Annotated in this window: 20 protein-coding genes; 16 read left to right on the forward strand and 4 right to left on the reverse strand. The window is 29.2% G+C overall.

Annotated elements, in window-relative coordinates:
* Nucleotides 1-4 precede the first annotated feature (4 nt).
* The 7 genes from VP395_RS08760 (at nucleotide 5) to VP395_RS08790 (ending at nucleotide 8337) form a co-directional block, all read left to right on the forward strand.
* Nucleotides 5-1867 carry a glycosyltransferase family 39 protein gene (locus VP395_RS08760; protein ID WP_346241564.1) on the forward strand — a complete coding sequence of 621 codons (1863 nt, stop codon included), beginning with the start codon at nucleotides 5-7 and terminating at the stop codon, nucleotides 1865-1867.
* A complete protein-coding gene (locus VP395_RS08765) occupies nucleotides 1867-3129 on the forward strand; it encodes an oligosaccharide flippase family protein (RefSeq protein WP_346241566.1) in 1263 nt (420 codons plus the stop codon). Before VP395_RS08760 ends, VP395_RS08765 begins: the two co-directional genes overlap by 1 nt.
* A gap of 12 nt (nucleotides 3130-3141) precedes the next feature.
* On the forward strand, nucleotides 3142-4059 hold the full coding sequence (locus VP395_RS08770) for a hypothetical protein (RefSeq protein ID WP_346241568.1): 918 nt from the start codon (nucleotides 3142-3144) through the stop codon (nucleotides 4057-4059).
* A 610-nt stretch (nucleotides 4060-4669) separates the two neighbouring features.
* Nucleotides 4670-5308, forward strand: coding sequence for a hypothetical protein (locus VP395_RS08775; protein WP_346241570.1), 639 nt, complete (start codon nucleotides 4670-4672; stop codon nucleotides 5306-5308).
* Between the two features lie 5 nt (nucleotides 5309-5313).
* Nucleotides 5314-6432 (forward strand): glycosyltransferase family 4 protein, encoded by a 1119-nt coding sequence (locus VP395_RS08780; RefSeq protein ID WP_346241572.1) that lies wholly within the window; start codon nucleotides 5314-5316, stop codon nucleotides 6430-6432.
* The gene (gene gmd / locus VP395_RS08785; protein WP_346241574.1) at nucleotides 6429-7463 is read left to right on the forward strand and encodes a GDP-mannose 4,6-dehydratase; all 1035 of its coding nucleotides are present in this window, start codon (nucleotides 6429-6431) and stop codon (nucleotides 7461-7463) included. Before VP395_RS08780 ends, gmd begins: the two co-directional genes overlap by 4 nt.
* Entirely contained in the window at nucleotides 7447-8337 is an 891-nt protein-coding gene (locus VP395_RS08790; RefSeq protein WP_346241576.1) for a GDP-mannose 4,6-dehydratase, read from the forward strand. Before gmd ends, VP395_RS08790 begins: the two co-directional genes overlap by 17 nt.
* A gap of 89 nt (nucleotides 8338-8426) precedes the next feature.
* Here VP395_RS08790 and VP395_RS08795 read toward each other — a convergent pair whose 3' ends face one another.
* Nucleotides 8427-9203 carry a 2OG-Fe(II) oxygenase gene (locus VP395_RS08795; protein ID WP_346241578.1) on the reverse strand — a complete coding sequence of 259 codons (777 nt, stop codon included), beginning with the start codon at nucleotides 9201-9203 and terminating at the stop codon, nucleotides 8427-8429.
* A 126-nt stretch (nucleotides 9204-9329) separates the two neighbouring features.
* Between VP395_RS08795 and VP395_RS08800 the strand changes: the two genes are divergently transcribed.
* The 7 genes from VP395_RS08800 to VP395_RS08830 all read left to right on the forward strand — a co-directional run bounded on the left by VP395_RS08800 (nucleotide 9330) and on the right by VP395_RS08830 (nucleotide 17764).
* Nucleotides 9330-10424, forward strand: a complete 1095-nt coding sequence (locus VP395_RS08800) for a DUF1972 domain-containing protein (RefSeq protein ID WP_346241580.1) — start codon at nucleotides 9330-9332, stop codon at nucleotides 10422-10424.
* Nucleotides 10405-11634, forward strand: a complete 1230-nt coding sequence (locus tag VP395_RS08805) for an O-antigen ligase family protein (protein ID WP_346241582.1) — start codon at nucleotides 10405-10407, stop codon at nucleotides 11632-11634. The genes VP395_RS08800 and VP395_RS08805 overlap by 20 nt, the downstream gene beginning before the upstream one ends.
* A gap of 268 nt (nucleotides 11635-11902) precedes the next feature.
* On the forward strand, nucleotides 11903-13258 hold the full coding sequence (locus tag VP395_RS08810; protein WP_346241584.1) for an undecaprenyl-phosphate glucose phosphotransferase: 1356 nt from the start codon (nucleotides 11903-11905) through the stop codon (nucleotides 13256-13258).
* A 15-nt stretch (nucleotides 13259-13273) separates the two neighbouring features.
* Entirely contained in the window at nucleotides 13274-14587 is a 1314-nt protein-coding gene (locus tag VP395_RS08815) for a UDP-glucose dehydrogenase family protein (RefSeq protein ID WP_346241586.1), read from the forward strand.
* A complete protein-coding gene (locus VP395_RS08820) occupies nucleotides 14584-15570 on the forward strand; it encodes a UDP-glucuronic acid decarboxylase family protein (RefSeq protein WP_346241588.1) in 987 nt (328 codons plus the stop codon). Before VP395_RS08815 ends, VP395_RS08820 begins: the two co-directional genes overlap by 4 nt.
* Nucleotides 15571-15577: 7 nt before the next feature.
* The gene (locus VP395_RS08825) at nucleotides 15578-16987 is read left to right on the forward strand and encodes an exopolysaccharide biosynthesis polyprenyl glycosylphosphotransferase (RefSeq protein ID WP_346241590.1); all 1410 of its coding nucleotides are present in this window, start codon (nucleotides 15578-15580) and stop codon (nucleotides 16985-16987) included.
* Between the two features lie 6 nt (nucleotides 16988-16993).
* A complete protein-coding gene (locus VP395_RS08830) occupies nucleotides 16994-17764 on the forward strand; it encodes a glycosyltransferase family 2 protein (RefSeq protein ID WP_346241592.1) in 771 nt (256 codons plus the stop codon).
* Nucleotides 17765-17845: 81 nt separating this feature from the next.
* Here VP395_RS08830 and VP395_RS08835 read toward each other — a convergent pair whose 3' ends face one another.
* On the reverse strand, nucleotides 17846-19153 hold the full coding sequence (locus tag VP395_RS08835; RefSeq protein WP_346241790.1) for a phenylacetate--CoA ligase family protein: 1308 nt from the start codon (nucleotides 19151-19153) through the stop codon (nucleotides 17846-17848).
* Between the two features lie 92 nt (nucleotides 19154-19245).
* Here VP395_RS08835 and purD point away from each other — a divergent pair, with 92 nt between their 5' ends.
* Nucleotides 19246-20517 (forward strand): phosphoribosylamine--glycine ligase, encoded by a 1272-nt coding sequence (gene purD / locus VP395_RS08840; RefSeq protein WP_346241594.1) that lies wholly within the window; start codon nucleotides 19246-19248, stop codon nucleotides 20515-20517.
* Here the strand turns inward: purD and VP395_RS08845 are convergent.
* Complete coding sequence (locus VP395_RS08845) at nucleotides 20512-20739, reverse strand: DUF6341 family protein (RefSeq protein ID WP_346241596.1); 228 nt, start codon at nucleotides 20737-20739, stop codon at nucleotides 20512-20514. The two genes, purD and VP395_RS08845, sit on opposite strands and share 6 nt — an antisense overlap.
* A gap of 71 nt (nucleotides 20740-20810) precedes the next feature.
* On the opposite strand from VP395_RS08845, the gene VP395_RS08850 reads away from it, so the two are divergent.
* Nucleotides 20811-21734, forward strand: a complete 924-nt coding sequence (locus tag VP395_RS08850) for a DUF6427 family protein (protein WP_346241598.1) — start codon at nucleotides 20811-20813, stop codon at nucleotides 21732-21734.
* On the opposite strand, the gene upp is transcribed toward VP395_RS08850, so the two are convergent.
* Nucleotides 21723-22382 (reverse strand): uracil phosphoribosyltransferase, encoded by a 660-nt coding sequence (gene upp, locus VP395_RS08855; RefSeq protein ID WP_346241791.1) that lies wholly within the window; start codon nucleotides 22380-22382, stop codon nucleotides 21723-21725. The genes VP395_RS08850 and upp overlap by 12 nt on opposite strands.
* Between the last annotated feature and the right edge of the window lie 25 nt (nucleotides 22383-22407).

Raw genomic sequence — 22407 nt, forward strand, 5'->3', positions numbered from 1 at the left:
TATTATGCTAAACAAGCGTATTAAAGACATAAACATAAATTATAAATTAGTTTTATTAATAATTCTAATTTCTTCAGCTATCTTAAGGTTTTATAATTTAGGGTTTCAAAGCCCATGGCTTGATGAAGTACATACTTTAAATGAATCTAACCCAAGAGCATCAATTTTTGATTTATATGGACAAATTTTGTCTGTAGAGCAATTACCACCTTTATACTTTTACATTGTATATTTTTTATTCAAATTATTTGGATATTCAATAGTTGTGGCTAGGGCCTTTTCAGCTCTTTTAGGAGTAATGGCTGTTTATACAATTTTTCTTTTGACAAAAGAGCTTATTAATAAAAAAACAGGAATAGTTGCGGCATTGCTTTTATGCATGAACTATTTTATGATTTATTATTCCCAAGAAGCTAGGCCTTATATGTTTTTTACTCTTTTTGTCTTGTTTTCATATTACAGAATGATTCTTTTTATAAAAAATCCCAATACAAAAAATGCTTTTTGGTACGGTTTAGCAGCTTGCTTAATGATTCATGCTCATTTTATAGGATTATTCACATTATTTGCTCAATGCATAGTATTATTAGCTTATTTGATTTTCAAAGAAGGATTAAATAAGGCTAAATTTTTTAAAGGTTGCCTATTAGCTTCTTTAATATTGGTAATTTTTTATATTCCAGCTATAGATGCCTTGTTAGGAATTTTTAAAATAAAAAGTTTTTGGATCCCAATGCCAGAAAAAGGTGCTTTAGAATCAATTTACAATAATTTTTTTGGGAACTCTGAAATAATTAATTTTTTAAACTTTATTCTTTTTGTTGGATTTATTTATTGGCTTGTAAAACGTGATACTTCTCAAATAGAAGAAAATAATGACCAAAAACTTAAGGACTGGAATATTATAATATTAGTATCATGGATTTCTTTAACGCTTTTAATATTAATAATTAGAACCTATACATCTGTTCCAATTGTACTTGACAGATATTTAATATCAATTTTACCAGCTATAATAATTTTATTAGCTATAGGATTAACAAGTATAAGATCAAAATATATAAAAACCGTTTTTATAATCCTCTACGTATTATTTTTTATAGTTGATATTTTTATAGTTAAAAAAAACTATCATTCCGTTTTCAAAACTCAATTTAGAGAAGTATCAGAATTCATAATAGACAATAATTCTAATAATGATCCAGTGGTTTCGAGTTTAAGTTGGTATTTCCCTTATTTTTTAAACAATGATAAAATAAAAACCAATTTAATCGATGGTTCTTTAGACAATTATGTTAATGAGATGGTTCAAGACTCAACTAAAGCAAAATCTTTTTGGTATGTTGATGCCCATAACAGACCTTTTAAAATTGAAGAAAGCACACAAAAATATTTAGACAGTAATTTCTTTTTGGATAATAAGATAGATTTATACGATACTTGGGCGAGGCATTATAGTAACATATCAAGTAGATTAATAGAAATAGATATTTCAAAATACCTGCCCTTAAATGATATAAATGGAGATAAAATCAATTTTTGGATTGACGAGTTTATAGAAAATCCAGAATATATCTCAATTATTGGGTGGGCTTACTTAGATGGGCAAGACGCTACAAACTCAGTTATCCAGCCTATTTTAATTAAAGAAGGGAAAGCGATAAAATTGTTAGTTCAAAACGTGTCTCGTGATGACATAACCAAGTCCAGTGGTGGAAAATATTTGTTAGATAATTCTGGGATTTTATCTAAAGTTTTTTTAAATAAATTACAACCAGGAACATATAAGCTTGGTATTATTGTAACCAATAATATAACTAAAAAAGAGGGATTAGTTTTAACCAATAACACGTTTACAAAAAACTAATGTTAAATAAAATAAAATCTTATCTCAAATCTAATAAATTAAAAGATTTTATTATTTACGGATTTGGACAGGTTATTAATATTGCCAGTCCATTATTAATTACTCCTTACCTTATATACGTTTGTGGAATTGAAAACCTTGGGGTAATTGCCATTGGACAATCATTTGCTTATATTTTGAATGTTATTATAGACTATAGTTCTTATATATTAGGAGTTAAAAACATATCGTTAAACAGAGATGATAACAGTAGCTTAGAGCATATTTTTACAACAAATTATTACTCAAAAGTGGTATTACTCACATTTGTCTATTTATTTATTTTATTGTTAATCATTTTTATTCCATATTTTAATAATAACGCACTGGTTTTATTATATAGTTCCTCAATTATTATTGCTCAATTTATTAACCCAACTTGGTTTTTTCAAGGTGTTGAAAATTTCAAATGGATTTCTTTTATGAATATTTTATCTAAAGTTATATTTATAGCATGTATTTTTATTTTTGTAAGAGAAAAAAGCGATTTTATTTTAGCTAATTTATTTTTAGGTTTAGGTGCGATAATTGCCAATTCAATTGGATTGTTAAAAATCATAAACAAGTATAATTTTTCATTGAAGAGGCTTGATATTGCAGCCGTAAAAGAATTATTAAAAAAGGACCTTTCATTTACAATTTCTCAATTATTCTTTTCAATTAGAAATTACTCGTCAGTAATATTGATAAGCTACTTTTCTGGAAATTATATAGCAGGACAATTTAAAGTTATCGAACAGATTGTGAATTTATTTCGAACGTACTTACAAATGTTTTTTAAGTTTTCTTACAGCTTTGTCTGTTTTGAAATTGATAAAAATTTAAAAAGAGGATTGGGTATTTGGAAAAAAATCAATCTTTTAAATTTGTTTTTTGTTTTTTTGCTGTTAGTTTTAACTTATTTGTTTTCTAAAGAAGTTTTAACTTTTTTTAAAGTGGACAAAGATATTTTCATTCAATTACAAAATTATTTGCAAATAGCATTAATACTTCCTCTTTTAATTGGAGTTTCCTTGGCAATTGAACAACTTCTTTTTAGTTTAAATAAAAACAAAGTATATATAAAAAGCACTATTTTTATCACCATACTAAATGTTGTAGGGATTGCAGTTTTTTGTGCTTTTTATAATTTAAAGGAAGTGTTTTTGTTTTTGTTATTTATTGAATCATTATTGATATTTATTTATAGTATAATATTAAAACCAACTTTCAAAAAAATATAGCTTATATATAAAATGAACCAACTTATTAAAATCATATATAAAAAAATTTATCAAAAGTTTAATTATGAAGTACATAAAGCATTATTATTAAACGCTAAAATTTTATCTGAAATTAACAATAAAAAGGAAAATATCGCTTCATTGGATGAGGTTGAATTTCAAGTGTTTTCACAAAGAGGTGAAGATGGCGTAATTCAATATATTATAAACAAAATTGACATACCCAATAAAATATTTATTGAGTTTGGGGTAGAAACATATACCGAATCTAACACAAGGTTTTTGCTTATTAATAATAATTGGTCGGGACTTGTTTTAGACGGCAGCAAGGAGAACATTAAGTTTATTAAAAACGATTTTATATATTGGAAATATGATTTAACGGCCCAACATAATTTCATTACCAAAGACAACATTAATCAATTAATTTCAAACTATACAAATATTGAAGATGTAGGCTTACTTAGTATTGATATAGACGGGAATGATTATTTTGTTTTTGAAGCGATAGACTGTATCAAGCCAAGGGTAATTATTTGTGAATACAACTCTGTTTTTGGACCAGAAAAAAAAGTATCAGTTCCATACAAAGAAGATTTTGTAAGATCTAAAGCACATTATTCTGAACTTTATTTTGGAGCCTCACTAAACGCGTTTTGCTATTTGGCAGAAAAAAAAGGATATGATTTTATTGGCACCACAAAAGCTGGTGTAAATGCCTACTTTGTTAGAAAAGATTTATCTTCTCCATTTAGAAAGTTTGATTCTATAAACGGTTTTAATGAATCTGATAATAGAGATTCTAAGGATGCAAAAGGCAATTTAACTTTTCTGAGGCACAATGACAGGCTCAATGAAATTAAAGAATTGAAGTTAGTTGATGTAGCAAGTAATAAAACAGAATTCATAAAAAAATTGTACGCAAACTAATAAAATGGTAGTTGTTTTTAATAAATACATTTTTAAATATTTGCTAGCCATATGTTTATTGGTTTTAATATTGGTCAATAACTATGAATTGACCTTTTTCATTTGGCTAATCACAACTTTAATTTCATTAAGAAGCAAATATTCGGTTATTTTTTCCAAATACATTCTTCTGTTGTTGCTAGTTATACTTGTAGCACTCTTAAGTACATTTTTTTCTGATTTCAATTTATACAATTCTATAAGAGACCTTACCTACCTTCTAAAGCCAATACTTGGATTGTTGATTGGATATAATATTTGTAAAATTGTAGGCAAAGAATTAATATATTCAATAATTAATATAGGTGTGTTAATTGCTACAATACATCTTGTTGTACTTTTAGGAGCTTTTCTTTTTTTTGGAATTAAAAATTTAAATGAATTAAGACATATTGGGGGTTATTTTAACGACTACGAAGTATACATATTAATCCTATTATTGTTCAAAGGGAAATTTGATATTGAAATCTCAAATAATCGAAGTAAATTATTTATATTAATATTAAGTGCTTCAACGATTTTGTATTTTGCCAGAACCAATATTTTGCAGTTTTTTATTTTATTTTTTGCAATGAAAGGGTATTTCGAACTAAACATAAAAAGCATTAAAGTTATTTCATTTTTTTTGGTTTTAGGTTTGTTGGGATATGCTGCAATTTATCATTCAAATCCTGTTAGGCAAGGAAAAGGAATTGAAGGGTTTTTGTATAAAATAAAAATGGCTCCAATTGAAGCATTTAAGACAAAAATAAATAAAGATGACTGGAAAGATTTCAACGACAATTATCGTTCATTTGAAAACATTCTTACCGTAAGGCAGGTAACTTCAAAAGGCTATCTAACAATTCTTTTTGGAGAAGGTATTGGTTCCACCATTGATATTGGACGAGAAGTATGGACCAATGATGGTTCATTGGTAAGGTATGCCCCCATATTGCATAACTCATATATGACAATATTTTTGAAATCAGGCTTGATCGGTGTTTTTTTAACTTTTGCTTTTATATACTTACTTTTTAGGCAAAAGAAATCAGAACATTTAGTGATAAATAGCATCAATTATCTATTAATTGGAAGTGCTGTGTTTTTGATTTTATCTAATTGGGTTTTTATGGGATTATATCTCAAATTGGACAATAAATCTATATTTCTTGGGTTTTTATTATGCTATAAAGAATTAATAATTAAGGAAAAACTCAAACTAAGTTAGATTTAATGAATCAAAAAAAAATAAAAATATTTGTAGATTGTCATGTTTTTGATGGCGGGTTCCAAGGGACAAGAACATATATTCAAGGTCTATATTTAGAATTAATCAAGCTAAATAAATATCACATATACTTAGCCTGTAATGATGTTGAAAACTTAAAGTCAGTTTTTGGAGAGCAAGATAATGTAACATATTTAAAGTATAAATCACATAAAAAGTATTATCGATTGCTAATTGATGCGCCACGATTAATTAAAGCAAATAAAATTGATTATGCACATTTTCAATATAGAGTGCCGCCATTTAAATTTTGCAAGTATATAGTGTCTATTCATGATGTTTTATTTCTAGATTATCCAGAATATTTCCCCAAGGTTAATAGTTTAATAAATAAAATATCATATAAATACAGTGCAAATAAGTCTGAAATTGTTCTTACAGGATCAAATTATTCTAAAGAAAGGCTTGAAAATCATTTTAGAATAAAAAATGTACATGTTCAGGTTTATGGTGTTGAAGATGTTTTTTTTGAAGCCTACAATAAAGATGAAATTAAACAGGAAGTGGCGCATAGGTACGGTGTGAATAACTACTTAATTTATATTTCTAGGCATGAACCAAGAAAAAATCATTTTCTATTATTAAAATCATTTATTGATTTAAAATTATATGAAAACCATGATCTAGTTTTTATTGGCGATATTACATTTAGAGACCCGAAGTTTGATGAGTTGATGGGAAGCCTAGAAACTAAAATAAAAAATAAAATTAAGCTTTTAAATAAGGTAGAATTTAAAGAAATGATCCTACTATTACGGGGGGCAGATATAGCTATATACCCATCAATAGCTGAAGGGTTTGGGTTACCACCTTTAGAATCGGCTGCAGCTCAAGTACCAACTATTTGTTCTAATGCAACTTCAATGGCCGAATTTGATTTTTTCAATGAGGAATTTATCGATCCTTATGATATTGAAGATATTAAAACTAAAGTTTTAAAGAAACTCGAAAACCAAGACAAAAAAAGATTAAAAGAATTAGCGGTATCCATCAAACAAAAATACAATTGGAATGCTTCTGCGGCAACATTTATAAAAATTTTAAACCAAGATAATCAACAATGAAAAAGGCAATTATAACCGGGATAACTGGTCAAGATGGTGCTTATTTGGCAGAATTACTTTTACAAAAAGGATATAAAGTATATGGAACTTTTAGGCGCTCCAGTTCGATGAATTTTTGGAGAATTGAAGAGTTAGGTATTTCCAATAACCCAAATTTACATCTAGTAGAATACGATTTAAACGATCAAACTAGCAATATTAGATTATTGCAAAATATTGAACCCGATGAGGTTTATAATCTTGCTGCACAAAGTTTTGTAGGTGTTTCTTTTGATCAACCAATTTATACGGCTCAAACTACGGGAATTGGCGCATTACATTTGCTAGAGGCCATTCGGATAGTAAATTCCAAAATAAAATTTTATCAAGCTTCTACTTCAGAAATGTTTGGGAAAGTGCAAGAAATACCACAAACTGAGAAAACACCTTTTTATCCGAGAAGCCCTTATGGTTTTTCAAAATTATTTGCGCATTGGGCAACTATAAATTACAGAGAAAGTTACGATATTTTTGCCGTTAGTGGGATATTATTTAATCATGAATCACCTTTAAGGGGAAGAGAATTTGTAACAAGAAAAATAACAGATTCTGTAGCTAAAATACATTTAGGTAAATTAGATAAAATTGAATTAGGCAATCTTGATGCAGAAAGAGATTGGGGTTTTGCAAAAGAATATGTTGAAGGTATGTATAAAATGCTACAATATAAGGAGGCAGAAACATTTGTTTTATCAACCAATGTAACAAACACGGTTAGAAAATTTGTTGAATTATCATTTGGAAATATTGACATCCAAATAGATTGGAAAGGGAAAGGTGAAAACGAAAAGGGGTATTGTTCAAAAACAGGAAAATTACTTGTAAATGTAAACCCTCAATTTTATCGTCCAGCAGAAGTGGATATGCTTATAGGAGACAATAGTAGAGCTAAAACTCTTTTAAATTGGGAACCTAAAACAAGCCTAAATGATTTATGTTCAAATATGGTTGAAATGGATTTAATAAGAAACAAAAATGGAACTTCATTCTAATAAAGTATTAATTACTGGCATTAATGGATTTACAGGCAAATATTTAAAACAATATTTGGAGCAAAAGAATTATACAGTTCATGGAGTTTCAAACCAAGTAAATGAAAACGAGATAAATGTATATCAGTGTGATATTACAAATAAGGAGCAATTAGTTTCCATTTTTAAAAAAATACAGCCTAATTATATAATACATTTAGCCGCTATTTCCTTTGTTCAGCATTTAGATATCGAAGAAATTTATAAAGTAAATGTAATAGGCACTCAAAATTTATTAGAAGCTTCTCTTGAAATTGAAAAAAAAGTAAAAAAAATTATCATTGCAAGTAGCGCAGCAGTTTACGGAAATCAAAACCACTCGGTTCTCAATGAAGGCCTTTGCCCAAACCCTGTAAATCATTATGGGATAAGTAAACTTTCAATGGAGTTTATTACCAAAACGTATTTTGAAAAATTACCTTTAATTATAACAAGACCATTTAATTACACGGCTCCCGGGCATGGTGAACAATTTGTAATTCCTAAAATAGCAAAGGCATTTATAAATAAAGAGGAATGTTTAGAATTGGGTAACCTAGATGTTTACAGAGAATACAATTCTATTTATTTTGTGTGTGATATTTATTTTAAACTCATGGAATCGAATTCAAAATCAGAAATAGTAAATATTGCATCTGGCAAAACGCATTCGCTTAATGAGGTTATTTCGCTTTTTGAAAAGGAAACAAACCACAAAATAAACATAAAAATAAATCAAAGTTTTGTTAGAAAAAATGAAATAAAAAAATTAGCTGGCGATACCAAAAAGTTGCTTCAACTTATTCAAACACCATCAAATAGTTCTATTGATGATGTAATTAAATCATTTCTATAAAATTAACAAGAGGAGTTAAAAACTAAATATTATATAAATAAGAAAAACACTAAAACCAAAATATTTTTAAACTCAGGATTGGAACCTAGCTATTGATTTTTAGCTGTTCCACTTCCAAAAAATTTATTTTTTGTTTTAACTAAAACATTGTAATTTTTTGCAAGTAGTTTTTTAAATGCTGATGCGTCCTCTTTAGGAAACCAATCAGTAGTTCTGGGTGTTTCTATTAATTTTTCATGAACTTGGTATGCATATGTTGCTATAGATGTTCTAAACCTTCCATCAGGAAAGTTTGTCATATCATAACCATGTAGAGTATATGGGGCACATTGTTGCAAAACCATTCTATTAAAAGGCACTTCTATTTCTGCTTCATTATTTGTTCTCAAATCTTTAATTTTTAAACCGCCTTTGTATTCTGGCTTCCAATCTTTATTTAAATAAAGCAGCAAATTTAATTCTCTGTACCAATTTTTATTTAATGGATGATAATTAAAATCTAAATGCATATCAAGAAAACTATTTTTTTTACCCTGATGAAGTCCTCCTCCGAAGTTTTTAGGATCTACAAATATTTTTTTAGCAGTTATATAAGTTAGAATATCATTAAATCGCTCAGAAGACAGATCGTTGTATAATTCTAAAAATTCTGGACAAATTTCTTTATAATTTGATTTTTCAAATTTATTGTTCGCAAAATTATAATCTCTACTCTTATTGTTCAATTCAGGAACATTTTCGTAGGCTTTGGATAATTTTTCTTCATTACAAAAAGCGTCTATAATTAAGTGCGGAAAAGGTTGAGCAGTTAAATAATTGATTCTTAATTTTTCTAAATTATTCTCTAGATATTCAAAATTAACCATAATCAAATTTAAAGTTATTATCAATAGCAAAAATATGAATAATGTTAATCAAATTACATAATTTAATTATTAATTTATGGCTAAAATTAAAAAAGCTACTTTTGTACTTTTTAATAAAATAATAAAATGAAAATAGCCATTTTAGGAACTCGAGGAATACCAAATCATTATGGTGGATTTGAGCAGTTTGCAGAATTTTTTTCTGTGTATTTAGCCCAAAATAATCATGAGGTATATGTGTATAGCTCAAGTAATCATTCCTATAAAGAGAAAATATTTAAGGGAGTTAAAATTATTCATTGTTATGATCCTGAAAATAGAATGGGAACATTTGGTCAGTTCATATATGATTTTAATTGTATAATAGATTCTAGAAAAAGAAATTTTGATGTTTTGCTTCAGTTGGGTTATACGAGCAATACTATATGGCATAAATTATTGCCAAAAAACACAATAATTGTTAGTAATATGGATGGGTTAGAGTGGAAACGTTCTAAGTATTCTCCAACGGAGAGAAAATTCTTGAAATATGCTGAAAAACTAGCAATCAAATCCAGTGACTATTTAATTTCTGATTCGATTGGGATTCAAAACTATCTTTTAAAGGAGTATAATGCCAAGTCTGAATATATAGCATATGGAGCAGAATTATTTGACTCTCCAGATCTTAATATATTAAAGCATTATAATGTAACTGCGATTAATTATAATATGTTAATTGCAAGATTTGAACCAGAAAACAATTTAGAGATGATATTGGATGGTGTAGCTTTGGCTAATAATAAAACGCCATTTTTAGTTGTTGGAAAACATGATGCAAACAAATTTGGAGAATATTTAAAGAAAAAATTTAGATATTCAGCCCATATTAGATTTGTAGGAGGAATATATGACTTAGAGCATTTAAACAATTTGAGGTATCATTCAAATTTATATTTTCACGGGCATTCTGTTGGGGGCACAAATCCCTCATTATTAGAGGCCATGGCGTCAAAAGCATTAATAATTGCTCACAGTAATGAATTTGCAAAATCAATTTTAGGTGATGATGCTTTTTATTTTAGCACAAAAGAGGATATTCAACAATATATTGATAGCATCCATAAAGACAGACACACAGATAAAATTAGAAATTGTTACTCTAAAATTGAAGTAAAATTTAAATGGGATGTAATAAATAAAAAGTATTTAGATTTTTTAAATGAATGTTATAAAAATTAAAGATTTGCTTAACTCTCAAGAGTTTTTAGCTTATCTAATTGGGTTGGTATTATCAACACTTTTAATTGGCTATGCACCAAGTAGTATTGCGTTAGGGTTTTTTCTTTTTTTTTCTTTTCGATATTCTTTTCTTCAAAAGAAGAAACTAAAAACAGACTTATATTTACTTTTACCAATGCTTCTTTACGTATTGTTTGTGTTAACTTTTATATGGTCTGTTAACCAAGGTCAAACTAAAACAGGCTTGGAAAGAACAATAGCTCTTTTGGTTGTTCCATTGGCTTTTAATGTAATACCAAAAGTTTCTTTTGAAAATTATAAACGTATTTTAAATGTTTTCACATTTTCAAACCTTTTGTTTGGATTAGTGTTTTTAATAAATGCATTCGATACTTTTCATAGAACTAATTCTATAAGTGTCTTTACATATCATGAATTAGTTAGTTTGCTTGATCTTAATGCTATATATGTTTCTGTTATTTTTTCCATTAGTTTATTTTATCTATTAACAAAAACAAGAAAAACCAAATGGGATCTATGGATGATTGTCTTTTTTTTGATTCTTCTACTTTTGCTATCTTCCAAAACGGTAATGTTTGTTCTGTTCATTGGGATATTTATTTATTTATTTTGTTATGGTACTAAGATTAGTAAAACCAAGACATTATTGGGCTTAATTGGTTTGGGTCTTTTAATAGGCATTGGTTCTATTAATTTAAAGCAGAGGGTACTATTCGAAAAAGACACTAACTTGAGCGAAATATTAGAGAAAGAGCAATTTGGTCAAATTTACCCTTGGACAGGGAGCTCTATTAGGCTGTTGCAATTAAGAATCTTAAAGGAGCAACTTGAAGAAGAATCCATTTTTTGGAAAGGATTTGGGCTATTTGCATCTAGAGACAATTTAAAAAAAAGGCATATAAAATTTGATACTTACCCTACTTTTCATGATTATAATTATCACAATCAATATGCTCAAATTTTTTCTGAAACCGGTATTTTTGGAATATGCTTATTAATTATGATGTTATTAATTCCGTTATATAAAGTACTAAAATCAAAGAATTTTTTATTTACCATGTTTTATATTTTAGTAGGCTCTGTTTTTTTTACCGAATCTTTATTATGGAGACAACAGGGTTTATTTTTATTTGTAATTCTATATTGTTTGACAACAAGAACATCGTTTGAGAAAACACATACTAGTTAAGGTTATTTCTGTACGGTTAATTTTTGCAAACTTTTCTGTTTTGCTTTTATCTGATATTAAAGTATTTTTGCATGTTAGGCAAATGTATTTTTTATTAAAAGGTAACTTGAATAGGTTATTGTGTTTTGGAATTGCTATTATTGTAATACATTTTATTGAGCAGCTATTATTAATATAAATGAATATAGAGTAAGGCAATAAAGCTCATTAAGTCTGTTTTATGGAAATTTTTGAGTTATTATATATTTAAACCATCTAAAAAGGTAATTTGAATTCGTTTAAGCAAGGTAGATATTCTGGGTATTTAAAACCAATATCATATTTAATTGATTTAGCAATCATAATCGGTTCAATTTTTTTATTTGAAGTAAACTTGACGAATAGATTTTCAATTATTGTTTACATGTCTTTTTTTTGGATGGTAATATCTTTTAAAAATAAGTTTTATGAAGTTAGAAGATATACCAAAATGGTTCAAATTATTACCCTCATAATAATACAACTAGTATTCTTTACTTTAATTTTATATGCTTTTATTGGCTTTTTTAAGCAGCCTAATATTAGCCGATTGTCTCTAGGGTATTATTTATTAGCTGTCTTTTTATTGATAACTTTTTTTAAGTTTTTATCTCATTTTTTGTTGAATAAATATAGAGCTGTGTTGGGCGGTAATTTTAGAAATGTAGTTGTAATTGGAAACACAGATAAAACAAGGCAGCTTATAAATATTTTTAACACTAGACACGAATTTGGATATAAGTTTAAAAAACAATTTTTCACAAAAGAACCCGGTTACTCCTTAGAAAGTTGTTTTTCGTTTATTATACAAAATGATATTAATGAAATATATGCATCGGTATCTGAACTATCAAACAAACAGATTAATTTGTTAATAGATTTTGCCGATAACAATTTAAGAGAATTGAAGTTTATACCAGACAATAAGGATATATACACAAAAAAGCTTAAATATGAGTATTATGATTACATTCCTATCCTGTCTTTGAGAAATATTCCAATGCAAGATTCTTTAAACAAGGTCACAAAAAGATTATTTGATATTTTAGTGTCATCATTCATTATTGTGTTTGTTTTATCATGGCTTACACCGATATTGGCAATTTTAATAAAACTTGAATCAAAAGGCCCTGTGTTTTTTAAGCAAACAAGGAATGGGTTTAATTATGAAGAATTTGATTGTTATAAATTTCGATCCATGACACCAAACAAGAAAGCTCATTTAGAGCAAGCCAAAAAAGGTGATCTACGTATAACTAAAATAGGTAAATTTATTCGGAAAACTAGTATAGACGAACTTCCACAATTTTTTAATGTTTTATTTGGAGATATGTCGGTTGTTGGTCCAAGACCACATATGGTTAGTCACACTAATATGTATGCCGAAAGAATTGACAAATTCATGGTACGGCATTTTGTTAAACCAGGTATAACGGGGTTAGCACAGGTTAGTGGTTTTAGAGGTGAAGTTGAGAATGATAAAGATATTATAAACCGAGTGAAGTTTGATATTTTTTATATTGAAAACTGGTCTATATTATTAGATTTAAAAATTACAATTCAAACCATTTTAAATGTATTTAAAGGAGAAGAAAAGGCATATTAATTATATAAAAATTAAATGAAAATATCAGTAATAGGAACAGGCTATGTAGGTTTAGTAACAGGGACATGTTTAGCCGAGACAGGCAATGAAGTACTTTGTGTAGACATAGATGAAAACAAAGTAAAAAAACTGCAAAAAGGAGAGGTGCCAATCTATGAACCGCATTTAGATGTATTATTTGAAAGAAATATTAAAGCAAACAGATTAAACTTTACAACATCTCTTAAAGAAGGGTTGGAACATGGCGATATTATTTTTCTAGCTTTGCCAACACCTGAAGATGAAGATGGTTCTGCCGATTTAAAATATGTTTTAGGTGTTTCAGATGATATCGGGAAACTTATTGAAAGTTATAAAGTAATTGTTGATAAAAGCACTGTGCCAGTTGGTACTGCCGATAAGGTAAAGGAGGTGATTTCAAAAAATGCTAAAGTAGATTTTGATATAGTCTCCAATCCTGAGTTTTTAAGAGAAGGTTTTGCTGTTGACGATTTTTTAAAACCTGAACGTATTGTAATAGGTTCTAGCTCTGAAAGAGCTACAGAATTAATGATGAAGCTTTACAAACCATTTGTGCGTTCAGGAAATCCCATTATAGTGATGGACGAAAAATCTGCCGAATTAACAAAATATGCTGCAAACGCGTTTTTAGCGACCAAAATTACATTTATGAATGAAATTGCTAATTTTTGCGAAATTGTTGGTGCAGATGTAGATAAGGTTAGGGCAGGTATGGGAACCGATTCTAGAATAGGAAAACGATTTTTATTTCCGGGTATTGGTTATGGCGGGTCATGTTTCCCAAAAGATGTTAAGGCACTTTACAAATCAGGTAAAGATTCAAATTATGATTTTGGTATTTTAAATGCGGTTATTAAAGTAAACGATTTTCAAAAGAAAATATTAATACCTAGAATAAAGGCATTTTTCAATAATGATTTGAAAGGAAAAACCTTTGCTATATGGGGACTGGCATTTAAACCTGAAACGGATGATATTAGAGAAGCACCCGCACTATATATCATAAATGAATTATTACAGCTAGGGGCAAGTATAAAAGCTTTTGATCCTGAAGCGATGCCAAATGTAAAAAAGGAGTTTGGAGATAAAGTAGAATATACTTTAAATAAAGATGACGCAACAATAAGTGCTGATGCATTAATTATTTGTACCGAGTGGAGCATGTTTAGAACGCCTAATTTTGAAAAATTAAGATCAAACTTAAAACACCCTGTAATTTTTGATGGTCGTAATTTATATGATTTAGAAGAAATAAAGAGCGAAGGTTTTTATTATAGTTCAATAGGAAGAAAAACAGTAGAGCTATGAAGAAAGTATTAATTACAGGAGCAGCGGGCTTCTTAGGTTCTCACTTAAGCGACCGCTTTATCAAAGAAGGATATAAAGTTATTGGGATGGATAATTTTATAACCGGAGATAAAAAAAACATTGAACATTTATTAAACAATTCAAGTTTTGAGTTTATAGAACATGATGTAACAGAATACATTCAAATTGATGGAGATTTAGATTATATTTTACATTTCGCATCTCCAGCAAGCCCGATAGATTATTTAAAAATTCCAATCCAAACTTTAAAAGTTGGTTCATTGGGCACACATAATTTGCTAGGACTAGCCAAAGCCAAAAATGCAAGAATACTTATTGCATCTACTTCCGAAATATATGGAGACCCGTTAGTACATCCGCAAACAGAAGATTATTATGGAAATGTAAATACTATTGGGCCAAGAGGAGTATACGATGAGGCCAAACGTTTTCAAGAATCTATCACGATGGCTTACCATAGGTTTCATGGTGTTGAAACACGAATAGTGCGTATTTTTAATACCTATGGACCAAGAATGAGACTAAACGACGGTCGTGTTATACCTGCTTTTATGGGGCAAGCGCTAAGAGGAGAAGATTTAACTGTTTTTGGTGATGGTTCTCAAACACGATCATTCTGTTATGTGGATGATGAAGTTGAAGGAATATATAGATTACTTTTAAGTGATTATGCTGAACCTGTAAACATTGGAAATCCCCATGAAATAACAATTAAGGATTTTGCAGAAGAGATTATAAAGTTAACAGGGACAACTCAAAAAATAATTTATAAAGATTTACCAGTGAACGACCCCATGCAAAGACAGCCGGATATAACGTTGGCAAAAAAATTATTAGGATGGGAGCCAAAGGTGGACAGAGCAGAAGGGATGAAAATCACTTTCGATTATTTTAAGAGTTTAACCGAAGAAGAGCTTTATAAAAGCGAGCATAAAGATTTCACAAGCTTCATAAGTAAATAGTTGGTTTATGGAGTATAAACGCGGAAGATATTCATGGCTATTAAGACCTGTGCTAATTCTATATGATCTTTTAGTTATAAATATTTTTGCGTTTTATTTTTTAAACTTAAATGATGAAAATTTGTACTTTTTTTCATCAAGCATACTTAACAATAAAAATTTATTATACGCACTATATTCTACCATTTTGTGGTTGTCTTCCAGTTTTATATTAAATTTCTATAAAGTTTACAGATATACTTCTGCATTAAATATTTTATCTCTATTGGTTAAACAATTTTTGGCATATGCCGTAATTGTTTATGCTTTTTTGGGGATTTTTAGAAGTGTAAAAATACCAGCATTTGTTACATTACACTATTTACTTTATGTATTTGCTGCAATAGCATTAATTAAATTAGTTAGTTTTTTTGCATTAAAAACCTTTCGCACATATTTAAAAGGTAATTTAAGAAATATTATAATTGTTGGTAGTGGCGAAAGTATAGAAGAACTTAAAGCATTTTTTGTAAAACGAAATGAACTAGGTTACAATGTAAAAGGCGTATTTAGTAATTCTGAATTTAAAAACGTTACAGGAACAATATCTGATAGTTTTAATTTTTTAGAAATTAATCAAAATATTGATGAGATATATTGTGCCATTGATGAGCTTTCAGAAAAAGAAGTAAATGAATATGTAAAGTATGCCAACATACATCATTGTAATATTAAGTTTGTGCCTAATACTTCCAAACTTTTCACAAAACGGCTACGTACAGATTATTATACTTATATTCCAGTACTATCTATTCAAGAAGGTATACTGAATAATGATTTTAATAAAATTGTTAAACGAAGTTTCGATATACTATTTTCATTAGCCATACTTATTTTTGTTTTATCATGGCTTTCAATAATCTTGTTCATTTTAATCAAGTTAGAATCTAAAGGCCCTTTGTTTTACAGGCACAAAAGAAACGGAATTAACTATAAAGAGTTTTATTGTTATAAATTTAGATCATTAACAACCACAAAAGAAGTTCAAGGCACCTATGTTAAACAAGATGATAGCAGAGTTACCCGCATTGGTAAATTTTTGAGAAGAACAAGTATAGACGAGTTGCCTCAGTTTATTAACGTTTTAAAGGGAGATATGAGTGTGGTAGGTCCTAGACCTCACATGCTTTCTTATACCGACGACTATTCTAAAGTAATTGACAAGTACAATTTCATATACAGGCATCATGTAAAACCCGGAATTACTGGTCTAGCTCAAATAAAAGGGTTTAGGGGCGAAGTAGAAACCGACAAAGATATTATCAATAGAGTAAAATATGATATTTTTTATATTGAAAACTGGTCGTTGTTATTAGATATAAAAATCATCATTCAAACATCGTTTAATATATTCAAAGGCGAAGAAAAAGCATATTAGAAATCGTTGAAACCTTTAGTTTCCATAATAACACCCATGTTCAATTCTGAAGACTTTATTTCAGAAACCATAAACAGTGTTATTAGTCAAACTTATACAAATTGGGAATTATTTTTAATAGACGATTGTTCCACAGACAAAACATTACAAATAGTAAATCAATTCGTTTCTCAATACCCCAATATAAAACTTCTTAAAAACGATACCAATTTAGGAGCAGCTATTACAAGAAATAAAGGTATTGAAGTGTCGCAAGGTAAATATATTGCTTTTTTAGATGCTGATGATTTATGGAAACCACAAAAACTTCAACATCAAATAGCCTTTATGGAAACCCAAAATTGTGATGTTTCTTTTAGTAGTTATGAACAAATGAATGAAACAGGCAAACCGCTTAACAAATTAATAAAAGCATTAAGAGAGCTTACTTATCAAAAATATTTAAAAAGCAATTACATAGGCAACTTAACAGGCATGTATAATGTTGAGGTTTTGGGCAAAATAATGGTGCCTAATCTACGCAAACGTCAAGATTGGGCAATGTGGTTGATGGCTATTAAAAAATCTGGTAAACCGGCTAAAGGCATTCAAGAGTCTTTAGCGGTTTATAGGGTTAGAAAAGATTCGATGTCTTCAAACAAAATTAATCTTATAAAATATAATTATTGGGTGTATAGAAAAGGCTTGGGTTTTTCAACTTTAAAATCTGTTTTCTACATGCTTGGGTTTTTATACGAACACTTTTTTGTAAAATCGAAACTTGTTATAAAAGTATAAAGTCTTCTAGAGCACAGTCGAGAGGTTGATAATTATCTGAAATTACAAAGGTCTCGACTTCGCTCGACCAGACAACAGTTTCTATAAATACGATTTAAATTGCTTTAATTTTCCTCTGTTTGAACGGTCTAAAGAAGTTTTTCTTTCAAAAAGGACCGTTAAGTTAGGCTCTAAATATTTGGTAATCGCATTTTTAATGGTGATTAATTTTTCTTCAGAAAGTTCATAAGCACTTGTATAGCTTATTTTAAACGTATCCAATTTCAACTGTTCAATAATAAACTCCTTTACGTTACCATCGTCTTCAATCACGGTTTTTGTAATGTAATAAAAGGTTAAACCAGCCGCTTTCTTACCGCTTGGTAAAATAACAATATCGTTAGTTCTTCCAACTAAAGTTTCCAAAATGGGTTTGTTTGGCGTACTTTCTTTTGAAAGCTTGCCAATATCGCCCAAATCATAGCGGATAAAAGGATGCGCCTTGTTGTAAAGTGAAGTAATTATAACTCGACCTTCTTCGCCATAAGGTAAAACCCGATTGTTATCGTCTAAAATTTCAACATACAAATCTTGGGTATTTACAATCCACTCGTTTTTTGTGTTTTGAAATGCTATTAAACCCAATTCGGCAGCACCATATTCGTTTATAATTGGGATGCCTAAATACGTTTCTAAAAGTATTTTATCTTCTTTAAAAAGAATTTCAGAAGTTACAATACATGCTTTTAAAGTGGGGCAAATGGTTTTTAAAATCTTGTTTTTTCTTTGTAGAAATTTAGCTAATTGAACAATGGAACTCGTATACCCATTAATGTAATCGAATTTTGTGTTTTTAAATGTGTAGAGGTTTTTTTCAAGTTGAGAATCGCTTAAATCAAACACAGAAAACCGATAACGTTTGCTCAAGAAATCTTTAAAATGCTCTTTGTAATATCCTAATTTGTTTAAAGGAATCCCATAAAAACGGGCTTGTTTTGAGGTGTTAAAATCCAAATCAAACCAATTATATCTATCTATAAAACCAGCCCAAGTTAAGGCATGACAAAATTTATCTTTGGCAAAAATAAACGGGTCGCCTGAAGAACCAGAGGTTTTATTGATGTAAACATTTTTAGTTGTAAAACCTTCCGAAAGTCGCTCATATAAAGGTTGTTGCAATTGCCTTTTGGTCATTATAGGAATGCTTTCCCAGTGTTGTGGTTTTGCATTTTTTGCAAAACTTTTATAAAACGGATTGTGTTCTAAATGAAACGCAACAATGTCTTGTTTTCTAGTTTCAATATAATTTAAAAGTTCATTTTCATCATTCTTCTGAATAGAATCCAAAAGTTTTTTAGCTTTTTCAATAGGAAAGCCATTAAATTTTAATGAAAGATTGAACAAATTCAAGTTAAAGTATAATTTTTGGTAAAGTAAATAAAAAATAGTCGTGAATTTAGTAGCATTAATTTTATTTTTGCAGTTCATTTAAAAACAATTCAATGAATATTTTAATTCTAGGTTCTGGCGGAAGGGAACATACTTTTGCTTGGAAAATTGCTCAAAGTCCCTTATGTAACAACTTATTTGTAGCTCCAGGAAACTCCGGAACTGCAAACGTAGCTACTAATGTTAACATAGGTGTGAATGATTTTGAAGCTATAAAAGAACTGGTTTTAAAAGAACGCATTGATTTGGTTGTGGTAGGACCAGAAGACCCATTAGTAAATGGTGTACACGATTATTTTTTAAATGACGATGCCATCAAACATGTATCGGTTATAGGACCACAAAAAGTAGCTGCAGAATTAGAAGGCAGTAAAGAGTTTGCTAAAGAGTTTTTGTACCGTCATGACATTCCAACGGCAGCTTACGAAAGTTTTACAAAAGAAACAGTTGAAAAAGGCTATGCATTTTTAGAAACATTGAATCCGCCGTATGTTTTAAAAGCAGATGGGTTGGCAGCAGGTAAAGGTGTTGTTATTTTGAAAGATTTAAATGAAGCTAAAGCCGAATTAAAAAGCATGTTAGTAGATGCTAAATTCGGTCAGGCAAGTACCAAAGTGGTTATTGAAGAGTTTTTGGATGGTATCGAGTTAAGTTGCTTTGTGCTTACCGATGGAAAAAATTACAAAATATTACCAACCGCTAAAGATTATAAGCGTATTGGGGAAGGTGATACAGGTTTGAATACAGGAGGCATGGGAGCCGTATCTCCGGTGCCATTTGCAACCGATGAGTTTCTAAATAAAATTGAAGAACGTATTGTTAAACCAACCATTAACGGGTTTAAAAAAGACAATTTACCTTATGTTGGGTTTGTGTTTATCGGACTTATAAAAGTAGGGAATGACCCAAAGGTTATAGAATATAATGTACGCATGGGCGATCCAGAAACGGAGGTGGTGTTGCCAAGATTGAAAAACGATTTTGTTGAAATTCTACTGGCTATGGCAAACGGGACTTTAGATAAAATTAATATTGAAATTGATGAACGTGCCGCAACAACCATCGTGTTGGTGTCTGGTGGTTATCCTGAAGATTATGAAAAAGGAAAAGAAATTACAGGAATTAACGCTATTGAAGATTCTATACCATTTCATGCTGGGGCACAATTAAAAGATGGCAACGTAGTAACTTCTGGAGGTCGTGTTTTGGCAATAACTTCTTATGGGAATACGTACCAAGAGGCCATAAAAAAATCTTATCAAAGTATAGAAAAACTACATTTTGATAAGATGTATTATCGTAAAGATATTGGATTCGATTTATAAAAATGAGTGCGAAGAAATACTTTTGTCTTCTTCGTTATTATCATTAAATATTTTAAGTTGTTTCATCCAATATACCATGGCAGCAAAACCAATGATAAGGAAAATCCAAGAAATGGTATTTGCAGCAAACCAATTTTCAAGCTCTAATGCTCTTATGGCATCTAACGGCTTAAAAAGTACGTTTACAAATAAATCTTGTATAGCGTTAAATAAATCTTTCATGTGGTATTATTTATAGTTTTCTAACCGGCTTTAGTTAGTATATTTACGAAGCAAAAATACAAAAACAGTTAATGATAACAAGCATTTTTAATAAATCTAAGCCAATAAATTTTATCATTGTTCTTTTTATTACGGTTTTGGCTTTTTTAACAGCCAGAACAGATTTAATAATTGAACCAGTTACAGGCACTTTTGTTTTTAAACAAATTATTGTATTTCTTATTTGCGTTCTTACCATTTTGGTGTTTCATTTTATCATCAGCAAGAACAGTTTAACCCAAAGCAATAGTTACGAAATTTTATTATTCAGTTTGTTTTTATTAACGTTGGAACAAACTACAATCAATACTAACATTCTTATATCAAACCTTTTTGTGCTGTTGGGGCTTAGGAAAATTATGAGCTTGCGTTCACAAAAGAATATTAAAAGTAAATTTTTTGATGCGGCTTTATGTATTGCAATTGCCTCGTTACTTTATTTTTGGGCTATTCTTTTTTTTATTGCCATACCTTTTAGTTTGATTTTTTATTCTGATAATAACATCAGGCATTGGATAATCCCATTTATAGGTGTAGCAACTGTTTTTAGTATTGCTGTAGGTGTTTCGGTGGTTGCTTATGATGATTTTTATGAAATTTTTAAATCATCGCGTAGTTTTAGTTATGACTTTAGTCCGTATAATTCTACTAAATTTTTAGTGGGTATTACTATGTTATTTTCTTTTGGTTTATGGTCTTCCATATTTTATTTACAGAATATTAAAAGGAAGAAAAAAGGACTAAGAGCATCATTTAAAATTGTTATTATTGCGGCTATTATAGCGTTTGTTTTAGTGTTGCTTGCACCACAAAAAAATGGTAGTGAGTTTTTGTTTTTATTTGCGCCTTTAGCAATTATTATTACAAATTACATTGAAATTGTTGAAGATAAATGGTTTAAAGAAATATTTCTTTCGGTTTTAATTCTTATACCCTTTTTATTGTTAATGCTGTAGTTTTTCTCCAAAAGCCAAATCGCCTGCATCTCCCAAGCCAGGAACAATATAACCTTTGTCATTTAAAGTCTCATCTATAGTTGCAATCCATAAATGCGCAGAAGCATTAAAGTGTTTTTCAACAAAATTGACACCTTCCTGTGCACCAATAACGCTAACTAAATGAATTTCTTTTGGGGTTCCGTAAGGTTTTAGAGCTTCAAAAGTGGCTACCATCGATTGCCCTGTGGCCAGCATAGGATCTGCCAAAATAAGCGTTTTTCCTTCTAAATTAGGGCAGGCTAAATATTCAACAATAATCTCAAAATTTTCAGTGCTATCTTTGTGGTGTCTATAGGCAGAAATAAACGCATTTTCAACTTTGTCAAAATAATTAAGTAAGCCGTTATGTAGCGGAACACCTGCCCTTAAAATGGAGCACAAAACAATGTCGTTTTCTAATTCACTAATAGAGCAAGCGCCTAAAGGTGTCGCAATGGTTGAGGGAGTGTAGTTAAAAACCTGACTCATTTCATAACCTAAAATTTCACCGATACGCTCAATATTCCTTCTAAAACGCATGCGGTCTTTTTGTATAGAAACGCTTCTTATTTCAGAAATAAAGGTATTCAATACAGAGTTTTGTTTTGATAAATCATGAATGTACATAAGTTTCAATCTTTCTTTTTGAATG

Source organism: Mariniflexile soesokkakense, from assembly GCF_039650365.1.
Lineage (GTDB): Bacteria > Bacteroidota > Bacteroidia > Flavobacteriales > Flavobacteriaceae > Mariniflexile > Mariniflexile soesokkakense.

What these genes read in the sequence shown, in the direction of transcription:
- VP395_RS08850 (WP_346241598.1), top strand. Translation starts at nt 20,811, where the DNA reads ATGATAACAAGCATTTTTAATAAATCTAAGCCAATAAATTTTATCATT.
- VP395_RS08775 (WP_346241570.1), top strand. Translation starts at nt 4,670, where the DNA reads ATGAAAGGGTATTTCGAACTAAACATAAAAAGCATTAAAGTTATTTCA.
- VP395_RS08820 (WP_346241588.1), top strand. Translation starts at nt 14,584, where the DNA reads ATGAAGAAAGTATTAATTACAGGAGCAGCGGGCTTCTTAGGTTCTCAC.
- VP395_RS08845 (WP_346241596.1), bottom strand. Translation starts at nt 20,739, where the DNA reads ATGAAAGATTTATTTAACGCTATACAAGATTTATTTGTAAACGTACTT.
- upp (WP_346241791.1), bottom strand. Translation starts at nt 22,382, where the DNA reads ATGTACATTCATGATTTATCAAAACAAAACTCTGTATTGAATACCTTT.
- VP395_RS08800 (WP_346241580.1), top strand. Translation starts at nt 9,330, where the DNA reads ATGAAAATAGCCATTTTAGGAACTCGAGGAATACCAAATCATTATGGT.
- VP395_RS08825 (WP_346241590.1), top strand. Translation starts at nt 15,578, where the DNA reads ATGGAGTATAAACGCGGAAGATATTCATGGCTATTAAGACCTGTGCTA.
- VP395_RS08815 (WP_346241586.1), top strand. Translation starts at nt 13,274, where the DNA reads ATGAAAATATCAGTAATAGGAACAGGCTATGTAGGTTTAGTAACAGGG.
- VP395_RS08795 (WP_346241578.1), bottom strand. Translation starts at nt 9,203, where the DNA reads ATGGTTAATTTTGAATATCTAGAGAATAATTTAGAAAAATTAAGAATC.
- VP395_RS08770 (WP_346241568.1), top strand. Translation starts at nt 3,142, where the DNA reads ATGAACCAACTTATTAAAATCATATATAAAAAAATTTATCAAAAGTTT.
- VP395_RS08805 (WP_346241582.1), top strand. Translation starts at nt 10,405, where the DNA reads ATGAATGTTATAAAAATTAAAGATTTGCTTAACTCTCAAGAGTTTTTA.
- VP395_RS08760 (WP_346241564.1), top strand. Translation starts at nt 5, where the DNA reads ATGCTAAACAAGCGTATTAAAGACATAAACATAAATTATAAATTAGTT.
- VP395_RS08780 (WP_346241572.1), top strand. Translation starts at nt 5,314, where the DNA reads ATGAATCAAAAAAAAATAAAAATATTTGTAGATTGTCATGTTTTTGAT.
- VP395_RS08765 (WP_346241566.1), top strand. Translation starts at nt 1,867, where the DNA reads ATGTTAAATAAAATAAAATCTTATCTCAAATCTAATAAATTAAAAGAT.
- VP395_RS08790 (WP_346241576.1), top strand. Translation starts at nt 7,447, where the DNA reads ATGGAACTTCATTCTAATAAAGTATTAATTACTGGCATTAATGGATTT.
- purD (WP_346241594.1), top strand. Translation starts at nt 19,246, where the DNA reads ATGAATATTTTAATTCTAGGTTCTGGCGGAAGGGAACATACTTTTGCT.
- gmd (WP_346241574.1), top strand. Translation starts at nt 6,429, where the DNA reads ATGAAAAAGGCAATTATAACCGGGATAACTGGTCAAGATGGTGCTTAT.